The 19,779-nt window shown below is 73.5% G+C and carries 18 protein-coding genes and 1 riboswitch; of the genes, 12 read left to right on the forward strand and 6 right to left on the reverse strand.

What is annotated here, in order from left to right:
• Positions 1-206: 206 nt before the first annotated feature.
• Both ACPYN7_RS03605 and ACPYN7_RS03610 read left to right on the forward strand, forming a co-directional pair.
• Positions 207-1,733, forward strand: a complete 1,527-nt coding sequence (locus tag ACPYN7_RS03605) for a gluconokinase (protein WP_424346713.1) — start codon at positions 207-209, stop codon at positions 1,731-1,733.
• Between the two features lie 278 nt (positions 1,734-2,011).
• A complete protein-coding gene (locus ACPYN7_RS03610; RefSeq protein WP_058875421.1) occupies positions 2,012-2,305 on the forward strand; it encodes a hypothetical protein in 294 nt (97 codons plus the stop codon).
• Positions 2,306-2,333: 28 nt separating this feature from the next.
• Here the strand turns inward: ACPYN7_RS03610 and ACPYN7_RS03615 are convergent, their stop codons facing one another.
• Genes ACPYN7_RS03615 through ACPYN7_RS03625 form a run of 3 tightly spaced genes read right to left on the reverse strand, consistent with a single transcriptional unit; the run spans position 2,334 to position 4,956 of the window.
• Positions 2,334-3,524, reverse strand: coding sequence for an acetyl-CoA C-acetyltransferase (locus ACPYN7_RS03615; protein WP_424346714.1), 1,191 nt, complete (start codon positions 3,522-3,524; stop codon positions 2,334-2,336).
• On the reverse strand, positions 3,521-4,222 hold the full coding sequence (locus ACPYN7_RS03620; RefSeq protein WP_058875423.1) for a 3-oxoacid CoA-transferase subunit B: 702 nt from the start codon (positions 4,220-4,222) through the stop codon (positions 3,521-3,523). The genes ACPYN7_RS03615 and ACPYN7_RS03620 overlap by 4 nt, the downstream gene beginning before the upstream one ends.
• Positions 4,219-4,956 carry a CoA transferase subunit A gene (locus tag ACPYN7_RS03625; protein ID WP_058875424.1) on the reverse strand — a complete coding sequence of 246 codons (738 nt, stop codon included), beginning with the start codon at positions 4,954-4,956 and terminating at the stop codon, positions 4,219-4,221. The genes ACPYN7_RS03620 and ACPYN7_RS03625 overlap by 4 nt, the downstream gene beginning before the upstream one ends.
• A gap of 142 nt (positions 4,957-5,098) precedes the next feature.
• Between ACPYN7_RS03625 and ACPYN7_RS03630 the strand changes: the two genes are divergently transcribed.
• Positions 5,099-5,878 (forward strand): IclR family transcriptional regulator, encoded by a 780-nt coding sequence (locus ACPYN7_RS03630; RefSeq protein ID WP_424346715.1) that lies wholly within the window; start codon positions 5,099-5,101, stop codon positions 5,876-5,878.
• A 118-nt stretch (positions 5,879-5,996) separates the two neighbouring features.
• Here the strand turns inward: ACPYN7_RS03630 and ACPYN7_RS03635 are convergent, their stop codons facing one another.
• Complete coding sequence (locus tag ACPYN7_RS03635; RefSeq protein WP_424346716.1) at positions 5,997-6,761, reverse strand: 3-hydroxybutyrate dehydrogenase; 765 nt, start codon at positions 6,759-6,761, stop codon at positions 5,997-5,999.
• Between the two features lie 192 nt (positions 6,762-6,953).
• Positions 6,954-7,056, forward strand: a riboswitch (SAM riboswitch).
• 210 nt (positions 7,057-7,266) lie between these two features.
• Between ACPYN7_RS03635 and ACPYN7_RS03640 the strand changes: the two genes are divergently transcribed.
• The 4 genes from ACPYN7_RS03640 to ACPYN7_RS03655 all read left to right on the forward strand — a co-directional run bounded on the left by ACPYN7_RS03640 (position 7,267) and on the right by ACPYN7_RS03655 (position 12,397).
• Complete coding sequence (locus ACPYN7_RS03640) at positions 7,267-8,484, forward strand: cobalamin-independent methionine synthase II family protein (protein ID WP_424346717.1); 1,218 nt, start codon at positions 7,267-7,269, stop codon at positions 8,482-8,484.
• Positions 8,485-8,785: 301 nt separating this feature from the next.
• Positions 8,786-10,195, forward strand: coding sequence for an MFS transporter (locus ACPYN7_RS03645; RefSeq protein ID WP_058875428.1), 1,410 nt, complete (start codon positions 8,786-8,788; stop codon positions 10,193-10,195).
• 145 nt (positions 10,196-10,340) lie between these two features.
• Positions 10,341-12,029 (forward strand): thiamine pyrophosphate-binding protein, encoded by a 1,689-nt coding sequence (locus ACPYN7_RS03650; RefSeq protein ID WP_058875429.1) that lies wholly within the window; start codon positions 10,341-10,343, stop codon positions 12,027-12,029.
• Positions 12,030-12,124: 95 nt separating this feature from the next.
• Positions 12,125-12,397 carry a hypothetical protein gene (locus ACPYN7_RS03655; protein ID WP_058875430.1) on the forward strand — a complete coding sequence of 91 codons (273 nt, stop codon included), beginning with the start codon at positions 12,125-12,127 and terminating at the stop codon, positions 12,395-12,397.
• Between the two features lie 14 nt (positions 12,398-12,411).
• Here ACPYN7_RS03655 and ACPYN7_RS03660 read toward each other — a convergent pair whose 3' ends face one another.
• On the reverse strand, positions 12,412-12,792 hold the full coding sequence (locus tag ACPYN7_RS03660; RefSeq protein WP_058875431.1) for a DUF1622 domain-containing protein: 381 nt from the start codon (positions 12,790-12,792) through the stop codon (positions 12,412-12,414).
• 280 nt (positions 12,793-13,072) lie between these two features.
• Between ACPYN7_RS03660 and ACPYN7_RS03665 the strand changes: the two genes are divergently transcribed.
• From ACPYN7_RS03665 to ACPYN7_RS03680, 4 genes are all read left to right on the forward strand, one after another.
• The gene (locus ACPYN7_RS03665) at positions 13,073-14,281 is read left to right on the forward strand and encodes a thiolase family protein (RefSeq protein ID WP_058875432.1); all 1,209 of its coding nucleotides are present in this window, start codon (positions 13,073-13,075) and stop codon (positions 14,279-14,281) included.
• A complete protein-coding gene (locus ACPYN7_RS03670) occupies positions 14,281-15,066 on the forward strand; it encodes an enoyl-CoA hydratase/isomerase family protein (RefSeq protein ID WP_424346718.1) in 786 nt (261 codons plus the stop codon). The genes ACPYN7_RS03665 and ACPYN7_RS03670 overlap by 1 nt, the downstream gene beginning before the upstream one ends.
• Before the next feature lie 13 nt (positions 15,067-15,079).
• Positions 15,080-15,949, forward strand: a complete 870-nt coding sequence (locus ACPYN7_RS03675; protein ID WP_058875434.1) for a 3-hydroxyacyl-CoA dehydrogenase family protein — start codon at positions 15,080-15,082, stop codon at positions 15,947-15,949.
• Between the two features lie 146 nt (positions 15,950-16,095).
• Positions 16,096-16,806, forward strand: a complete 711-nt coding sequence (locus ACPYN7_RS03680) for a tyrosine-protein phosphatase (RefSeq protein WP_424346719.1) — start codon at positions 16,096-16,098, stop codon at positions 16,804-16,806.
• Between the two features lie 185 nt (positions 16,807-16,991).
• Here the strand turns inward: ACPYN7_RS03680 and ACPYN7_RS03685 are convergent, their stop codons facing one another.
• Positions 16,992-17,426, reverse strand: a complete 435-nt coding sequence (locus ACPYN7_RS03685) for a hotdog fold thioesterase (protein ID WP_424346720.1) — start codon at positions 17,424-17,426, stop codon at positions 16,992-16,994.
• Positions 17,427-17,583: 157 nt separating this feature from the next.
• On the opposite strand from ACPYN7_RS03685, the gene paaZ reads away from it, so the two are divergent.
• Positions 17,584-19,677, forward strand: a complete 2,094-nt coding sequence (paaZ, locus tag ACPYN7_RS03690) for a phenylacetic acid degradation bifunctional protein PaaZ (protein WP_424346721.1) — start codon at positions 17,584-17,586, stop codon at positions 19,675-19,677.
• Positions 19,678-19,779: the final 102 nt, after the last annotated feature.

The following is a 19,779-nucleotide window of genomic DNA, read 5'->3' on the forward strand; positions in this document are numbered from 1 at the left end:
TCGAGGATGTCCGGTGGATGTCCGGCGGCCGGGCGGGCGGCCCGTGGGGGCGGAGCACCGGGGGCGACCGCCGGCGGTCCGCCGTCCAGAATACGCTTCTGGGCCGCAACGCCTGTCTTCCGGACGGTCGTCTCAGCATGTGGCCATCGCACCGGGCGCCGCTCCTACACTGGGGCCACGACACGACCCGCAGGAGGATGGGCCCCATGAGCAAGCACTCGCAGCCCCCGCGGCCCGACGACGGCGCCGACTTCAGCGTGGACCTGCAGGACGCCGCCGACCCGCTGGTGATGGCCCTCGACGTCGGCTCGACGGGCAGCCGCGGCGGGCTGCACGACGCCACGGGGACCCCGGTGCTCGGCTACCGGCACAAGATCGAGCACGAGTTCCGCACGGCGGCCGACGGCACCTCCGTGATCGACCCCGACCAGGTCACCGAGGAGCTGGCCGGGATCCTCGACCTGGTCCTGGCCGACCACGCGCTTGCCGGCCGGGTGGCCGGCGTCGCCCTGGACACCTTCGCGTCCTCGCTCGTGGGCGTCGGGGCCGACGACGAGGCCGTGACCCCCTGCTTCACCTACGCGGACTCCCGGTGCGCCGAGCAGCTGGCCGGGCTGCGCGCCGAGCTCGACGAGCCCGCCGCCCTCCAGCGCACCGGAGCCCGCCTGCACACCTCGTACCTGGCCCCGCGGCTGCGCTGGATCCGGGAGACGGACCCGCAGACGTGGGAGCGGGCGCGGCGGTGGATGTCCCTGGGCGAGTACGTGCACCTGCGCCTGCTCGGCACCGCGTGCGCCGGGACCGCCACGGCCGCCTGGACCGGCATGCTGGACCGGCGCACGGGCCGGTGGGACGAGCCGCTGCTGCTGGCCTGCGGCCTGGACGCCGAGCAGCTCAGCCCGGTCCTCGATCCGCACGAGCCCGTCCCGGACGTCGCGGTCTCCGTGGCCGAGCGGTGGCCCGCCCTCGAGGGGGCGCACTGGTTCGCGCCCGTGGCCGACGGGCTGAGCGCCAACCTGGGCTCCGGCGGCGCCGACGCCTCGACCCTGGTGGTCTCGGCCGCGACCTCCGGGGCCGCGCGCGTGCTGCTGCACGGGATCCCGGAGCGGGTGCCGAGCGGGCTGTGGTGCTACCGCGTCGACGCGCGGCGGTGCCTGCTGGGCGGGGCCCTCAACGACGTGGGACGGGCGATCCGCTGGCTCGAGGACACGGTCGCCCTGCCGGAGGGCACCACGCTGCAGGACGTCGCCGAGGCCGAGGCCGCCGAGGGCACCCCCGTGGTGCTGCCCTTCTTCACCGGTGAGCGCTCGACCGGGTGGGCGGGCGGGGCCCGCGCGGTGCTGGCCGACGTGACCGCCTCCTCCACCGGGGCGGACCTGGCGCGGGGCGTCCTGGAGGGCGTGGCGGCCTCCTACGCACGCGTGGCCGACCAGCTCGAGGACGTCGCCGGCGGCGTGGAGCGCGTGGTGGCCTCGGGCAGCGCGTCCCAGGACGTGCCCGGGCTGATGCAGATCCTGGCCGACACCCTGGGCAAGCCCGTGGCGCGGGCCGAGTTCAAGCGCGCGACGCTGCGCGGCACGGCCCTGCTCGCCCTCGAGACGCTGGCCCCGGACGTCGAACGGGCCCGCCCGCCCTACGGGCCCGAGCACGAGCCGGAGCCCGGGCGCGCCGAGCACTACCGCGCCGTCCGCGCCCGCTTCGAGGAGCTCTACGGGGCGCTCCTCGCCTCCTGACCCGCCGCCCCTGCCCGGCGTCGGACGGTCCGTCCGCGGTCCCACCGGGCGTGCCCGGTGGGACCGCGGAGGCGGGGTGCGGGACAGCGGGCCGGACCGCGAGCCCGTCTTGGCGTGACCTGGGTGCGAGCCGGACGTTTCCTCACACAGGGACACAATGCTGTGCCTCCGCGAATACCGTGGCTCCGGAGCGGCCGCTTTCCTACCGTGGAACCCGTGAGCGCGGGGGCACGAGCCCCCGGCCCCACATCCCCCCGCACCGCACGGAAGGAACCACGATGGACGACTCCCTGGGCCGGGAACAGGCCGTCAGACTGCACCAGGCGCTCGAGCGGGCGTCGATCAAGCACCGCCGGCTCTGGGTCCGCTACCTCAGCCTCGGCGGGAGCGCCGACGAGCTCGAGGTCGGCGCGTACCTGCACCAGTGCCTGGAGCTGCCGACGCGGGAGCGGGACCTGCTGTCCTGGGCGGCCAACACCCTGCTCGACCGCCGCTACCACCCGCGCGTGCCCTCGAGCGCCGACCTACTGCGCCCGGGCAGCGACCGCGGCGTCCCGGAGCGCACCGCGTGAGCGGCCGGCCCGCCGGGCGCGGCGGGCGTCAGTCGCGGTAGAGCAGCAGCGCCTCGCCCTGGCCACCGCCCCCGCACAGCGACACGGCGGCCCTGCCGGACCCGCGGCGGGAGAGCTCGAACGCCGCGTGCAGCGCCAGGCGCGCCCCGGAGGCGCCGATGGGGTGGCCGACGGCCACGGCGCCGCCGTGGATGTTGGCCTTCTCCTCCGGGTAGTCGAGGTCCTGCAGGGACTGGATCAGCACGGACGCGAACGCCTCGTTGATCTCGATGAAGTCCAGGTCCTGCACGGACCAGCCGGCCTTCGCCACGGCCGCCTCGATCGCGCGGGACGGCTGGGAGTGCAGCGAGGTGTCGGGCCCGGCCACCTGGCCGGGGGCCCCGACCACGGCGAGGTGCTCGAGGCCGTGGCGCTCGGCGTACTCGCGGCTGGCCAGGACCAGGGCGGCCGCGCCGTCCGAGAGCGGCGAGGAGTTGCCGGCCGTGATGGTGCCGTCCTTCGCGAAGGCCGGGCGCAGCCTCGCCATCGACTCCGCTGTGGACTCCGGCCGGACGCCCTGGTCGGTGTCGACGACCAGCGGCTCGCCCTTGCGCTGCGGGACGGACACGGGGGCGATCTCGTCGCGGAGGACGCCGTCCTCCGCGGCGCGCGCCGCGCGCCGGTGGCTCTGGGCGGCGACCCGGTCCTGCTCCTCCCGGGAGATCGAGCGCTCGCCGTTGCCGGACTCCGTGAGGGAGCCCATGGACACGCACGCGGCGACGTCGACGAGCCCGTCCTTGGCCACGGCGTCCTCGAGCTTGAGGTCGCCGTAGCTCTTGCCCTGCCGCACGCCCATCGCGAGGTGCGGGGTGTTGGTCATGGACTCCTGGCCGCCGGCCACGACGACCTCGGCCTCGCCCGCCCGGATCATCCGGGCGGCGTTGGTGACGGCCACGAGCCCGGAGAGACAGACCTTGTTGACGGTCTCGGCGGGCACGTCCAGCGGGATGCCCGCCGAGACCGCGGCCTGCCGGGCCGGGTTCTGCCCGGCCCCGGCCTGCAGGACGTGGCCCATGACCACGTAGTCCACCTGCTCGGGGGCGATCCCGGCGCGCTCGAGCGCGGCCCGGATGGCGTGGGCGCCCAGTTCGGCCGCGGTGAAGGACGCCAGGTGGCCCAGGATCTTGCCCTGGGGCGTGCGGGCGCCGGACAGGACGACGACGTCGGTGGGGGTGCTCATCGGTTCTCCTCAGCGCCGCCGGGGGCGGCGGTCTCGGTGGGGACGGTGTCGGGGGTGACGTCCCGCAGGTCCGTGCGGAAGGACGCCTCGGTCTTCGCCCGGACCTCCTCCTCGGTGACCCCGGGGGCGAGGCTGCGCAGCACGAGGCCGCCGTCCTCGACGTCGAACACGCACAGGTCCGTGACGACGCGGTCGACCACGCGCACGCCGGTGAGCGGGAGGTCGCACTCGGTCTTGATCTTCGCGGAGCCGTCCTTGGTCACGTGCTCGGTCAGCACGACGACACGCGGGGTGCCGGCCACCAGGTCCATGGCGCCGCCCATCCCCTTGACCATCTTGCCGGGGATCATCCAGTTGGCGAGGTCGCCGGTGCCGGAGACCTGCATGGCGCCGAGGATCGCGATCTTCACGTGGCCGCCGCGGATCATCCCGAAGGACGTCGCGGAGTCGAAGATCGAGGCCCCGGGCTGCAGCGTGATCGTCTGCTTGCCGGCGTTGATGAGGTCCGGGTCCTCGTCCCCCTCGTAGGGGAACGGGCCCATGCCGAGCACGCCGTTCTCGGACTGGAGCACCACGTTGACGCCCTCGGGCAGGTTGTTGGCCACGAGGGTGGGGATGCCGATGCCGAGGTTGACGTAGTCGCCGTCGGAGAGCTCCACGGCGGCGATCGCCGCCATCTCGTCGCGGGTCCAGCTCATGCCTGGTCTCCGTTCTGCTGGTCGGCCCGCCCGGCCGGGCGGGGGCGGACGGTGCGCTGCTCGATGTCCTTGGGCGCGCCGCTGTACTGCGCGACGTGCTGGACGTAGACGCCCGGGGTCACGACGTGGTCCGGGTGGATCTGCCCGACCTCCACGAGGTGCTCGACCTCCGCGAAGGTGACCTTCCCGGCGGTCGCGACGATCGGATTGAAGTTGCGCGCGGTGTAGCGGTACACGAGGTTGCCGTCGGAGTCGCCGGTGTGGGCGTGGACCAGGGCGATGTCGGCGACGATGCCGCGCTCCTGCACGTAGGTCTCGCCGTCGAACTCGGCGTGCGGCTTGCCCTCGGCCACGAGGGTGCCGACCCCGGTCCTCGTGTAGAAGGCGGGGATGCCCGCGCCGCCGGCCCGGAGCCGCTCGGCCAGGGTGCCCTGCGGGTTGAACTCGACCTCGAGGTCACCGTCCAGGTACTGCTGGGCGAACAGCTTGTTCTCGCCCACGTAGGAGGCGAGGACCTTCCTGACCTGCCGGTTCTCGAGCAGGACCCCGAGGCCCTTGCCGTCCACGCCCATGTTGTTGGAGACCACCGTGAGGTCCGTGACCCCGGAGTCCCGCACCGCCTCGATGAGATCCCGCGGGATCCCGCTGAGCCCGAACCCGCCCACGGCGAGCGTCATGCCGTCCCGCAGGCTCTCCGCCAGCAGCTCGGCGGCGTTGTCCCTGACCTTGGACACCCTGGCCCCTCCCTCTCGTGCGACTGTGACTCAGACCTCAATCTAGGGAGCCTCCACATGTCGGTCAACAGGACCGGCGGAAACGCAGGACTTCACCTCAGCATCCGGCCATTCGTGGGCCGAGTGTCCATATAGTGGAGTCATGGGACAGGAGCGGACGACGGGTGCGGGCACCCAGGTGGTCCACCGGGTGGCGCGGCTGCTGCGCGCCGTGGCCGGCCGGGAGCAGGGCAGCACCGTGGCGGAGCTCGCGGCCGGGACCGGGCTGACCCGCCCCACCGTGCACCGGCTGCTCACGGGGCTGGCCGAGGAGGGTCTCGTGGACCGCGCCGCGGGGACGGGGGCCTGGCAGCTGGGCCCCGAGCTGTACGTGCTGGGCGCGGTCGCGGCCCACCGCTATCCGATCCGCGAGCTGGCCGGGCCGTCGCTGCGCCGGCTCGCGGAGGCCACCGGCGAGAGCGCGTTCCTGTCGGTCCGCCGCGGACTCGAGACCGTCTGCCTGGCGCGCGTGGAGGGGGCGTTCCCGATCCGCTCCCACGTCCTCTACGAAGGGCTGCGACTGCCGCTGGGCGTGGCCTCGGCGGGGCTGGCGATCCTGGCCCACCTCCCCGACCCGGAGGTGGACCGGATCCTCGCGGCGACGGCCGGGGCCCGCGCCGACTGGGGTCCGGGCCACACGCCCGAGCGGATCCGGGCCCTGCTCGCGGACGTGCGGCGGGAGGGCTTCGCCGTGAACCCCGGGCTGATCGTCGAGGGCAGCTGGGGCATGGCCGCGGCGGTCTTCGACGCGACGGGGGCGCCGGTCTACGCGCTGAGCCTCACGGGCATCGAGCCCCGGTTCACCGGCGAGCGCCGGCAGCCCCTGGGGCGGGCCCTGCTCACGGAGGCCCACCGGCTCTCCCGGGAGCTGGGCCACCGCTGAGCGCACCGGGCCGGCGGCGGACCGTCCGGGCCGCCGGGCCCGTCCGGACCGGCAGCGGGCGGGCCGGGCCGCCGGGCGGTCCGGACGCGGCAGCGCACCGCCGCGGCGTGGGGCGGGCTCAGCGCGCCGTCCAGCCGCCGTCCATCGTGTAGGAGGCCCCGGTGACCATGGACGCGTGCGGTCCGGCCAGCCACGCGACCAGGCTGCCGACGTCCTCCGGGTCCACGAGCTTCTTGATCGGCGTCTCGCCGAGCATGATCCGCTCGACCACCTCGGACTCGGGGATCCCGTGCACCCTCGCCTGGTCGGTGATCTGCTTCTCGACGAGCGGGGTGCGCACGTAGCCGGGGTTGATGCAGTTGCTCGTCACCCCGTGGGCCGCGCCCTCCACCGCGACGGTCTTGGACAGCCCCTCCAGGCCGTGCTTCGCCGAGACGTAGGCGCTCTTGTAGGGGGACGCACGCAGCCCGTGCACGGAGGAGACGTTGATGACGCGCCCCCAGCCCCTCTCGTACATGTGCGGCAGCGCGGCGCGCACCAGCAGGAACGGGGACTCCAGCATCAGCACCAGGATCCGGTGGAAGTCCGCGGGGTCGAACTCCTGCAGGGGGGCGACCTTCTGGATGCCGGCGTTGTTGACCAGCACGTCGACCTCGAGGCTCAGCTCGGCGAGCGCCGCGGTGTCGAGCAGGTCGACGGCCCACGCGCGGCCGCCGAGCTCGTCCGCGACGCGCCGCGCCCCGGCCTCGTCGACGTCGGCCACGACCACGTGCGCGCCGGAGCCGGCGAGGGCCCGGGCGGCGGCCAGGCCGATGCCGCTCGCGCCACCGGTGACGAGCGCCGCGCGGCCCTCGAGGTCCTGCTGCGGGGGCGTCTGGGACATGGGGGTCCTTCCTCTGGTCCGTCGTGCCCGCGGGGTGAGGGGCACGGATCACCGCCACGGTATGTGATCCAGGCCATGTTCGCGAAGGACAGGGCCACCCGGGAGCGCGCGCCGGGTCGCGTCACACGGCGTCATGTCCGTCATCCGGGCGCCGGATGGCGCAGCGCGCACGGGTGCGCTTGGATGGGACGGTCACCATCCAGAGCGGCCGAGAGATCTGGCTCGACGACGCCGCAGCAACCCGGGCGAGGGCTTCCCGTCCCGCCTCCGGTGCTACCGCCAGGACCGATGGAAAGGACGCACGGCCCATGCCGCACAGCACCGACCGCATCCGCACGACCCATGCCGGGTCCCTCCCCCGGACCCCGGCGCCGCTCGGGGCGAACCGGGCGAGGGGTGGCGCCGAGCTCGCCTCCCGCCGGCTCCGACCCTGACCGGCCCTGACCGGCCCCACCCGACTCCCCCGCCGTCCCCGCCGTCCCCGCCGTCCCCGAGGAGGACACCCATGACCATGCAGAACACCGACCACGTGCAGACCACCCACGTGGGCTCCCTGCCGCGCACCCCGCGGCTGCTCGAGGCCAACCAGCAGCACGCCGAGGGCGCCATCACGTTCGAGCAGCTCACCGCCGAGCTCGCCACGGGCGTCGAGGACGTGGTGCGCCGGCAGCGCGAGATCGGCCTGGACGTCGTGAACGACGGCGAGTACGGGCACACCATGTCCAGCGCGGTCGACTACGGCGCGTGGTGGAACTACTCCTTCTCCCGCCTCGGCGGCCTCACCCCCTCCGACGAGGACCGGTGGGCGTCGACGGAGAAGAAGCGCTCCTCGCCCGGCCACATCGTGCTCACCAGCTTCCCGGACCGCCGGGACCGCGAGCGCTTCCGGGAGGCGTACGAGGACCCGGCGTCGGGCATCCTCACCGGGCGCTCCTCGACCAAGCAGCCCAAGATCACCGGGCCGCTCCGCTACACCGGCCAGGAGGCCGTGGCCTCGGACGTCCGCAACCTCCGCGCCGCTCTGGAGGCCACGGGCGCCGGGACCGGGTTCGTCGCCGCCCTCTCCCCCGGCTCCGCGGCACGGGTGACGAACGAGTACTACGAGACCGACGAGGAGCTCGTGTACGCGTGCGCCGACGCGATGCGCGAGGAGTACCTGGCGATCACGGACGCCGGGCTGACCGTGCAGATCGACGACCCCTCCATCGCGGAGTCCTGGGACCAGATCAACCCCGAGCCCACGGTCGAGGACTACCTGGCGTTCACCCGGCTGCGCGTCGAGGCCCTCAACCACGCGCTGCGCGGGATCCCCGAGGAGCAGGTCCGCTTCCACCTGTGCTGGGGCTCCTGGCACGGCCCGCACACCACGGACCTCGAGCTGAAGCACCTCGTGGACCTGATGCTGACCATCAACGCCGGCGGCTACACCTTCGAGGGCGCCTCGGCCCGCCACGCCCACGAGTGGAAGGTCTGGCGGGACCACCCGCTGCCCGAGGGCCGCGTGATCATCCCCGGGGTGGTCTCGCACTCGACGAACGTGGTGGAGCACCCCGAGCTGGTCGCGGACCGGATCGAGCAGTACGCCTCCGTGGTGGGCCGCGAGAACGTCGTCGCCTCGACCGACTGCGGGCTCGGCGGGCGCCTGCACCCGCAGATCGCGTGGGCCAAGCTCGAGTCCCTCGTCGAGGGCGCCCGCCTTGCCTCGGAGCGGCTCTACCGCTGAGCCGCCGCTGTCGACGCCCCTTCGCGCCGCCGGGCCCGGTCCTCCTCGAGGGCCGGGCCCGGCGGCGTTCCGACGGGCGCGGTCCCGGCGTGCGCGGCTCCGAGCGGTCGGCGGCGGGCTGCCGCCACCGGCCCCCCGCAGGTGAGGCGCGTCACATTTCCGACGACGAATTGATCGTTCCGCACGGATGGTGACAGGCATCACTTTCATCCGTAGTATCGTCCTGAACTACCGAACGTTCGGTCATAATCCGTTCGGTTCCGCCGAGGACGTCGCCGTCCCCGACCACACTGGAGAACCCATGGCGCACACTTCATCCGCCCCGGCCGGGCGGCACGAGATGTCCCGCGAGGAGCGCAAGGTCCTCGCCGGCACCCTCGTGGGCACCACCATCGAGTGGTACGACTTCTTCATCTACGCCCAGGCCGCGGCCTTCGTCCTGGCCCCGCTGTACTTCGCGCCGCTGTCCGAGGAGAACGCCGGCCTCGCCCAGGTCGTCGCGTGGGCCTCCCTGGGCATCAGCTTCCTGTTCCGTCCGCTCGGCGCGGTGGTCGCCGGCCACCTCGGCGACAAGTACGGCCGCAAGCTCGTCCTGGTCCTCACCCTCGTGGGCATGGGCGCGGCCACGATGCTGATCGGCCTGCTGCCCACCTACGCCACGATCGGCGTCTGGGCCCCGATCTTCCTGGTGCTGCTGCGCGTCATGCAGGGCTTCTCGGCCGGCGGCGAGTGGGGCGGCGCCGCCCTGATGTCCGTGGAGCACGCCCCGCGGAACAAGCGCGGGCTCTTCGGCGCCTATCCGCAGATCGGCGTGCCGCTGGGCATGCTGCTTGCCACGTCCTTCATGTTCGCCCTCACCTCGATGATGACCCCCGAGGACTTCCAGGCCTGGGGCTGGCGCATCCCGTTCATCTCCTCCGTGGTGCTCATCGTGGTCGGCTACCTGATCCGCAAGACCGTGGACGAGTCCCCGGTGTTCAAGGAGATGCAGCTGCGCAAGAAGGAGTCCTCCGCTCCCCTGGGCCAGCTGTTCAAGCACAACTCCAAGCAGGTCACCCTCGCGGCCCTGATCTTCGCCGCCAACAACGCCGCCGGCTACCTGGTCATCGCGTTCTTCGCCTCCTACGGCGCCAACGTGCTGGGCATGCCCCGGTCCCAGACCCTCATCGCCTCCCTCATCGGCGGCGTGGGCTGGCTCGTGTTCACGATGTTCGGCGGCTGGATCTCCGACAAGATCGGCCGTGTCCGCACCTTCCAGATCGGCTACGGGATCATCATCCTGTGGGCCGTGCCGATGTGGTTCCTGCTCGACACCGCGTCCCTGCCGCTGTTCGCCCTGTCCATCGTGATCCTCACCGTGGGCCTCGGCCCGTCCTACGGACCGCAGTCGGCGCTCTACGCCGAGATGTTCCCGGCCCGCGTGCGCTACTCGGGCGTCTCGATCGGCTACGCGTTCGGCTCCATCATCGGCGGCGCGTTCGCCCCGATGATCGCCCAGCTGCTGCTCAACGAGACCGGGATGTCGTGGACCATCGGCGTCTACATCGCCGGCATCGCGATCGTCTCCTTCATCGCCGTGTCCATGGTCCCGAAGGACATCCAGGAGATCGACCTGCACGTCCAGGACGTGCACCAGGACTACGTCTCCGAGCACCCCGAGGCCGCGGAGATCCTCGCCGCCGCGGAGGCCGCCGAGAAGCAGCGCGACTGACCTCGGCCCCGGCACGCACGACCGAGCCGCCCGCCGGCACCCACGGGTGCGGGCGGGCGGCTCCGCCCGTGCCGGGCCCGCCCCGAGCACACCCCAGCTCCCACCCCGGGGGCTCCCACCGGAGCCCCGCCGAAAGGACTCCTCCATGACCGCCGACACCACCACCGGCACGACCACCGATCCCCTGCTCCCCACGGTCTCGACGGCAGTGGCCGACGTGCTGGCCGAGCGCACCGAGCACCTGTTCGGGCTGATGGGCAACGGCAACGCACACCTGATCAGCTCGCTGACCTCCCGCGGCTTCGGCTTCACCTCCGCCCGGCACGAGGCCGCCACCGTGGCCATGGCCGACGCCTACCACCGGGCCACCGGGCGGGTCGGGGCGGCCACGACCACCTACGGGGCCGGGTTCACCAACACCTACACCGCCCTGGCGGAGGCCCGGATGGCCCGCATCCCCCTGGTCCTCGTCGTCGGCGACGCCCCCACCACCGGCGCCCGCCCCTTCGACATCGACCAGACCGGAGCGGCCGCCGCCGTGGGGGTCACCACCCTCGTCGCCGGCCCCGACAACGCGGCCGCGATCACCCACCGGGCTTTCGACCTGGCCGCCCAGACGGTCCAGCCCGTGGTGCTGGCGATCCCCTACGACCACGCCACCGCCGCGCTGGCGGACCCGGTGGAGCTGGATCCGTTGCCGGGCAAGCCGGCCTGGAACGCCCCGGCCGAGGACCTCGACCGCATCGCCGCCCTGCTGCGCGGCGCCGCCCGCCCGCTGATCCTGGCCGGGCGCGGGGTGCTGCTGGCCGGGGCCGCCACCGCCCTCACCGAGCTCGGGGACCGCCTCGGGGCCCTGTTCATGACCTCGGCGATGGCCACCGGGATCTTCGACTCCCCCTGGGACCTGGGCATCGCCGGGGGCTTCACCCGCGCCCACCGCCTGGACCTGGCCCGCCAGGCCGACCTCGTGCTGGTCGCCGGGGCCTCGCTGAACGCCTTCCAGCTGCGCTACGGCACGCTCTTCGGCGAGGACACCCGGGTGATCCGCATCGACAACGAGCCCGAGGACCGCACGCCCCCGGTCACCGACTACGTCCGCGCAGACCTGGGCCCGGCCCTGGAGGCCCTCACCGGCCGGATCCCGGCCGCCGACCCGCAGCGCACCTGGCGGGCGGCCGCCCCCGAGGTCGCCACCGAGGACTTCCGCGGCTCCGCCCCCGTGGAGGACCCGGCCGAGTTCGGCCCCGACGGCCGGCTCAACCCCCGCGCCGTCGTCGCGGCCCTCGAGGACATCCTGCCGGCGCAACGCTCGGTGGTGATGGACGGGGGCCACTTCATCGGCTGGGCCCCGATGTACCTGAGCGTGCCCGACCCGCAGGCCATGGTCCTGGTCGGCACCGCCTTCCAGTCCATCGGCCTGGGCTTCGGCTCCGCCGCCGGGGTCTCGGTCGCCCGCCCCGAGCGCACCACGGTGTTCGTCTCCGGCGACGGGGGCGGACTGATGGGCCTGGCCGACCTCGAGACCTTCCTGCGCGCCACCCGCCGCGGGGTGGTCGTGGTGCTCAACGACTCCGCCTACGGCGCCGAGCTGCACCAGTACGCCTCCAAGGGCCTGGACCCCACCGCGATGCTCATCGACGAGGTCGACTTCGCCGCCCTGGGCCGGGCGATGGGCGCGGCCGGGACCAAGGCCACCTCCCTGGCCGATCTCACCGTCCTGGCCGACTGGCTGGACACCCACGACGAGGGCGTCTTCGTCCTGGACGTGGCCATCTCCCAGCAGGTCGTCGCCGAGTTCATGTCCGCCTCCCTCACCGCCGGCAGGAGGCTGTAGACGCGGGCGGTCCCCGTCGGCCGGTCCGTGCCCCCGTGCGGGCTGCCCGTGCCCCGGTCCCCGATATCCTGGTGGCAGCGGGCAGAAGGAGTCGGATGGACGATCGGACGGTCGCCAGGACGCAGGCCAGGATGATCCGCGCCGCGCTGACGAGCAGCGGACTGGGAGCGCGCGACCTGTGGGTGCGGTACGCCCACCTGGGCGGAGAGGTCGGGGAGCTGGAGCTCGACGCCTACCTGCACCACGCCCTGTACCTGCCGCCCCGGCACCGGGACGGCCTCGCACGGGCCGCCAACCAGCTGGCGCCCGGCCACCGCGTTCCGTGCAGCCGTGACCTGCGCCCGGAGGAGTACCCGCCCGAGGCCTGACGGCCCGGGCGGGCCTACCCGGCCTGCGGGGACCGGAGGGCGGGTTCCCCGTGCTCCTTCTGCCAGGGCCACCGCCCCGTGATCTCGAGCTCGAGGGACCAGCTGAGGAAGGTGCGCACGAGCACGATGAGCGCCAGCACCCCCACCGACTCGAACGTGGGGGTGATGGCGACGGTCTTGATGATGTCCGCGGCCACGAGCAGCTCCAGGCCCAGCAGGATCGAGCGGCCGAGCCGCTGCCGGTAGCTCTCGTAGGTGCCGCGGTCCCCGCCGCGGCGGCCCAGCAGCTCCCTGAGGGCCAGGAGGCTCGCCACCACCGTCCCGATGACGATGGCGACGACGCCGGCGACGTCGACGGCCTCCCCGACGAGCTCCATGGACTCCTGGAACGACATCCTGCACCTCCGGTGACCCCGGCGCGGCGCCGGTTCGTGTCTGCGATGAGGACGCCAGGATCTCACGGGCCCGCGGTCCGGCGGCGGCCTCCCGGGACACGGCGTCCGGCCCGCAGCCCCCGGCTCCCGCGCCGGGGAGCACCCCACGGGCCATTGCGGCGGCGCGCTCTGTTGACCCCGTGGGCGCCCGCGTGGGAAGGTTTGATGAACGATCGGTCAGTAAATTCGGGCGACGATGCCCGGACGCCGGCCGCTCCCCGTCGCGACAGGAGTTCCTTCCATGCCCTCAACCCCTCAGGCCCTCCTCGTCGGCGGGGCCCGCACCCCCGTGGGCCGCTACGGCGGCGCGCTGGCGAGCGTGCGCCCCGACGACCTCGCCGCCCTCGTGGTCAAGCACGCGGTGACCGACGCGGGGATCGACCCGCACGACGTCGACGAGGTGATCCTCGGCAACGCCAACGGCGCCGGCGAGGAGAACCGCAACGTCGCCCGGATGGCCTGGCTGCTGGCCGGCTTCCCCGACACCGTCCCCGGCATCACCGTCAACCGGCTGTGCGCCTCCGGGCTCTCGGCCATCATCATGGCCTCGCACATGGTCAAGGCCGGGGCCGCGGACATCGTCGTCGCCGGCGGGGTGGAGTCCATGTCCCGCGCCCCCTGGGTGATGGAGAAGCCGGCCAAGGCGTACGCGAAGCCCGGCGAGGTGTTCGACACCTCGATCGGCTGGCGCTTCACCAACCCCGAGTTCAAGAAGCACGACAAGATGACCTACTCGATGCCGGAGACGGCCGAGGAGGTCGCGATCGTCGACAGCATCTCGCGCGAGGACGCCGACGCGTTCGCCGTGGCCTCCCACGAGAAGGCGATCGCCGCGATCGACGCCGGGCGCTTCGCCCCCGAGATCGTCCCGGTCACGGTCAAGGGCCGCAAGGGCGCCGAGACGGTCGTCGACACCGACGAGGGCCCCCGCCCGGGCACCACGATGGACGCCCTCGCCAAGCTGCGCCCCGTGGTCGACCACGGCACGGTCGTCACCGCCGGCAACGCCTCCTCCCTCAACGACGGCGCCTCGGCGATCCTCGTGGTCTCCGAGCGCGCCGCCGAGAAGTACGGACTGACCCCCCGGGCCCGGATCGTCGACGGCGCCTCCGCCGGCGTGCCCCCGGAGATCATGGGCATCGGCCCCGTCCCCGCCACGCAGAAGGTGCTCGGGCGCACCGGGTGGGGCATCGACGACCTCGGGGCGGTCGAGCTCAACGAGGCGTTCGCCAGCCAGTCCCTCGCCTGCATCCGCCGTCTCGGCCTCGACGCGGGCACCGTGAACAACGACGGCGGGGCCATCGCGCTCGGCCACCCACTGGGCTCCTCCGGCTCCCGGCTGGTCGTGACGCTGCTGGGCCGGATGGAGCGCGAGGGCGCGGACCGCGGCCTGGCCACGATGTGCGTGGGCGTGGGCCAGGGCACCGCGATGCTCGTGGAGAAGCTCTGATGGTGGGCCCCAGCGAGATCCTCGGCGGAGAGTTCGCCGCCCTGCGGCTCGAGGAGCGCGAGGACCGCCTGCACGTGGTCCTGGACCGCCCCGCGGTGCGCAACGCGATCGACGCGACCATGGTCGAGGAGCTGCACACGGTCTGCGGCTACCTGGAGCGGCATCCCAAGGTCCTGATCCTCTCCGGCACCGAGGTGAACGGCAAGGGGATCTTCGCCTCCGGCGCCGACATCGCCCAGCTGCGCGAGCGGCGCCGGGACGACGCCCTGGCCGGGATCAACTCCCAGGTCTTCGACCGCATCCACAGGCTGCCCATGCCCGTGATCGCCGCCATCGACGGGTACGCCCTGGGCGGCGGCGCAGAGCTGGCCTACGCGGCCGACTTCCGCATCGCCACCCCGCACCTGCGGATCGGCCAGCCGGAGACGAACCTGGGGATCATCGCCGCCGCCGGCGGGCTGTGGCGGCTCAAGGAGCTGGTCGGCGAGGCCGTCGCCCTGGACATCCTGCTCGCCGGCCGGATCCTCGACGCGGACGAGGCCCTGGCCCTGCACCTGGTCACCGAGCTGCACGAGCCCGCGCAGCTCGTCGGCGCCGCGCACGCGCTCGCCGACCGGATCGGTGCCCAGGACCCCCTGGCCGTGCGGATCTCCAAGCGCGTCTTCACCGCCCCGCCGTCCGCCCACCCGCACATCGACGAGCTGGCCCAGGCCGTGCTCTTCGAGTCGCAGGCGAAGTTCGACCGCATGCAGGCCTTCCTGGACCGCAAGAAGAACAAGAAGTAGGAGCACCCGGACCATGACCGAGAAGCACGCACTGGCCGTTCCCGCCGCCGTCGGCGTCCTGGGCGGAGGCCGCATGGGCGCGGGCATCGCCCACGCCTTCCTGCTCGCCGGGGCGAAGGTGACCGTGGTGGAGCGCGACGGGCAGGCCGCCGAGGCCGCCCGGGAGCGGATCGAGCGGGACCTGGCCAAGTCGCTGGAGCGCGGGAGCGTGGACGGCAACCTGGACGAGTGGGCGGAGAAGCTGACCGTCTCCCTCGACCACGCCGACTTCGCGGACTGCGAGCTCGTCGTCGAGGCCGTCCCCGAGGTGTGGGACCTGAAGGTCTCCGCCCTCCAGGAGGTCGAGGGCCACCTGGCCGGGACGGCGTGGCTGGCCACCAACACGTCGTCGCTGTCCGTGGACGGGCTGGCCGAGCAGCTGGCCCGCCCCGAGCGGTTCTGCGGACTGCACTTCTTCAACCCGGTGCCGGCCTCGAAGCTCGTGGAGGTCGTGAACTCGAAGCACACCGGCGAGGAGCTCAGGCAGCTCTCGGTGCAGTGGGTCGAGGGCCTCGGCAAGACCGCGGTGGTCGTCAACGACGCCCCCGGCTTCGCCTCCTCGCGGCTGGGCGTGGCGATCGCGCTCGAGGCCATCCGGATGGTCGAGGAGGGCGTGGCCTCGCCCGCCGACATCGACAACGCCATGGTGCTGGGCTACAAGTTCCCGGTCGGCCCGCTGGCGCTGACGGACATCGTGGGCCTGGACGTGCGCCTGGGCATCGCCGAGTACCTCGCCTCCGAGCTCGGGCCGCGGTTCGAGCCCCCGCAGCTGATGCGCGACATGGTGGCCCGGGGCGAGCTCGGCCGCAAGACCGGCAAGGGCTTCTTCGCATACGACCAGTAGCCCCCGCCCCTGCCGCCGAACTCACCGGTGCTGCCCGGGACCGCACGAAGAATGCCGCCGTCCCGGGCAGCACCGGTGAGTTCGCGCGTCCGAGATGGGCTCACGGGGCGAGCGGGCCGTCGGACGCCGGTCATAGGGTGGGAGGCATGCACGCACAGCCCGGCGCCCCCGCCCCTTGGGACGGCGCGCTCAACGCCCGGCGGCTGGCGGGCGACGTGTGGCGGATGGGCCGCTCCGAGCGGCTGAGCCCCGCCGGCTGGCGCGCCGCCGCCGCCGACGGCGTGCGCACGGTCGTGGACCTGCGCAACGCCGACGAGCGGCGCCGCCGGCCCACGGACCCCGTGGACGACCCGGCCGCCCGCGCCGGCATCACGGTGCTGCACCGCCCCACCGAGGACCCCGCCCACCCGCAGTTCCCGCTGGTGGGCACCCCCTACCTCAACCACCCCCGCGGCTACCGCGCCTACCTGCGGCTGTTCCCGGACCTCCTCGCCGACGCGGTGCGGGCGGTGGCGAACGCCGAGGGCGCCGTGGTGGTGCACTGCTCGGCCGGCCGCGACCGCACCGGGGTGCTCGCACTGCTGCTCCTGGGGCTGGCCGGGGCGCCCCCGGAGCGCCTCCTCGCGGAGGACGAGGCCGCCGCCCGCGGGATCAACGAGTGGCACCGCGTCTCGCCCGTCCCCCACCCCGTGGAGCGCCACCACCCCGAGCGCGAGCTGACCGCGCTGCTCGCGGAGCGCCGGGCGGCCCTCGAGGAGCTGCTGACCGGGTTCGACGCCTCGCGCTGGCTCGTGGAGGCCGGGCTGGCCCCCGAGGAGCTGGCCGCCCTGCGCCGGCGGCTCGGCCGCCCGTCCTGATCCGGCCCCGGACCTGCTTCCCGGCCGGCTGCGCTCCACCCGGCCCCGCCCGGCGTCCCGGCCCGGCTCCCGGACTGCGTCCCGGCCGGGGCCCGACCCTGCCTCCCTGCCCGGGTCCGGACCTACTGCCCAGCCTGGGTCCGGACCTACTGCCCAGCCTGGGTCCGGGCCTACTTCCCGGCCGGCTACTCCGCGGTCTGCTCGGGCGGCTGCGGCCTGTCCTTGAGGAAGTTCGTGATCCGCACGGTGCACAGCCGCGCGCCGTCCTCGTGCTCGATGACCACCTCGTGGCACGTGAGGGACCGGCCGAGCTGCAGGGCGGTGGCCGTGGCGGTCACCGTGCCCGCGCGGGAGGACCGGTGGTGGGTGGCGTTGACGTCCACGCCCACGGCGACCTTGCCGAGGGTGGACGCGTGGATCACCGCCGCCCAGGAGCCCACGGCCTCGCCCAGCGCCACCATGGCCCCGCCGTGGAGCAGGCCCAGCGACTGGCGGTTGCCCTCGACCGGCATGGAGGCGACCACGCGCTCCGCCGACTCCTCGAGCACGGTGACGCCCATCTTCTCGTCGAGCTCGCCCAGCACGATGCGCCAGGGCTCGTGGGTCTCGGTCGTGGTCATGGCGCTCCTCGGGGCTCGACGACGTGGTGCGGGACCACCGTGGGGCGGTGGTCCCGGCGTGTGACGTAGGTTATCGTGGTCATAATACCGAACGATCGGTCAGGATGCGGGCGACGGACCGTCCCCCGCACGCACCCGAGCGAAAGGACCACGCACCGTGGCAACGGCAACACAGACCCAGACCATCCTCCCCAGCTTCCTGAACGGCCGGTGGTGGACGCCGGAGAACCCGCAGAAGGTCACGGAGGTGGCCGATGCCTCGACCGGTGCGGTCATGGCGCGCGTGTCCACGGACGGCATCGACATCGCCTCGGCCGTGGAGCACGGCCGGACCGTGGGCCAGCGCGCCCTCGGGGAGTTCACCATCCACGAGCGGGCGCTGAAGCTCAAGCAGCTCGCCCAGTACCTCACCGAGCACAAGCAGGAGCTCTACGACCTCTCCTACTCGACCGGGGCCACCCTGAAGGACCACTTCTTCGACGTGGACGGCGGCATCGGCACCCTCTTCACGTTCTCCTCCAAGGGCCGGCGCGAGCTGCCCAACGCCAACGTCATCGTGGACGGCGCCGTGGAGCAGCTCTCCAAGGACGGTTCCTTCCTGGGCGAGCACATCTACACCCGGATGCCCGGTGTGGCCGTGCAGATCAACGCGTTCAACTTCCCGGTGTGGGGGATGCTCGAGAAGTTCGCCCCGGCCTTCATCGCGGGGATGCCGACCGTGGTGAAGCCGGCGACGCCCACCGGCTACGTCACGGCCGCCTGCGTCCGCCTCATGCTCGACTCCGGCATCCTGCCCGAGGGCTCGCTCCAGCTGATCTCCGGCTCCGCCCGGGACCTGCTCGACCACCTAGACTACCGCGACCACGTGGCCTTCACCGGCTCCGCCGGCACCGCGCAGTCGCTGCGCCAGCACGACAACGTCATCAACGGCGGGGTGCGCTTCACCGCCGAGACCGACTCCCTCAACGCCGCGATCCTCGGCCCCGACGCCACCCCGGAGACCCCGGAGTTCGAGGCGTTCGTGAAGGCGGTGTTCACCGAGATCACGTCCAAGGCCGGGCAGAAGTGCACGGCCATCCGGCGCGTGATCGTCCCGCAGGACCGGGTGGAGGACGTCGTGGCGGCCGTCGCCGAGCGCGTGCGGCAGCGCGTGGTCATCGGCGACCCCCGCACCGAGGGCGTCACCATGGGCGCCCTGGCCTCCAAGGAGCAGCAGGGCGAGGTCCGCAAGGCCGTGCAGCGCCTGGTCGCCGCCGGCGGCACCGTCCGCCTGGGCGGGCCGGACGCCCCCGTGGGCGACGCCGACACCGAGGCGGGGGCGTTCTTCCCCGTCACGGTGCTGTCCTTCGACGACCCGGACACCCCCGAGGTGCACTTCGTCGAGGCCTTCGGCCCCGTGACCTCCGTCCTCGGCTACACCGACGTCGACGACGCCGTGCGGCTGGCCGCCCTCGGCGGCGGCTCCCTCGTGGCGACCGTGTGCACGAACGACGGCGCGACCGCCGCCCGCTTCACCGCGGGCATCGGCTCCCACCACGGGCGCGTGCACTTCCTCAACCGCCAGGACGCCAGGACCTCCACCGGCCACGGCTCCCCCATGCCGCACCTGGTCCACGGCGGCCCGGGCCGCGCCGGCGGCGGCGAGGAGCTGGGCGGCGTGCGCGGCGTCAAGCACTACATGCAGCGCACCGCGATCCAGGGCCCCCCGGACATCCTCACGGCCGTGACCGGCGTGTGGCACCGGGGCGCCGCGGCGAACACCGTGACCCGCGAGGCGGTCGAGAACGGCACCGGCGAGCACCCGTTCCGCAAGTCCCTCGAGACCCTGCGGATCGGCGACCAGTTCGCCTCCGAGCTGCGCACCGTGACCCTCGAGGACATCACCGAGTTCGCCGAGAGGACCGGCGACACCTTCTACGCGCACACCGACGAGGAGGCCGCCACGGCCAACCCGTTCTTCCCGCGGCGGGTGGCCCACGGCTACCTGCTGGTCTCCTGGGCGGCCGGACTGTTCGTGGAGCCGGCCCCCGGCCCCGTCCTGGCCAACTACGGGCTGGAGAACCTGCGGTTCATCACCCCGGTGACCTACGACGACAGCATCCGGGTGACCCTCACCGCCAAGCAGATCACCCCGCGGGTCACCGACGAGTACGGCGAGGTCTGCTGGGACGCGATCCTGCACAACCAGCACGACGAGATCGTGGCGACCTACGACGTGCTGACCCTGGTCGCGAAGACCTGGCCCGCCTGACCGCCGGCCCGCCCCGCCGTTCCGGCCCCGCCGGGTCCCCGCGCACGCGGGCCCCGATCCGTCGAGCCCCCACGGTGCACGCGACCCCCCACGCCGTGGCGT

The organism is Kocuria sp. CH-021 (assembly GCF_049716185.1).
Lineage (GTDB): Bacteria > Actinomycetota > Actinomycetes > Actinomycetales > Micrococcaceae > Kocuria > Kocuria cellulosilytica.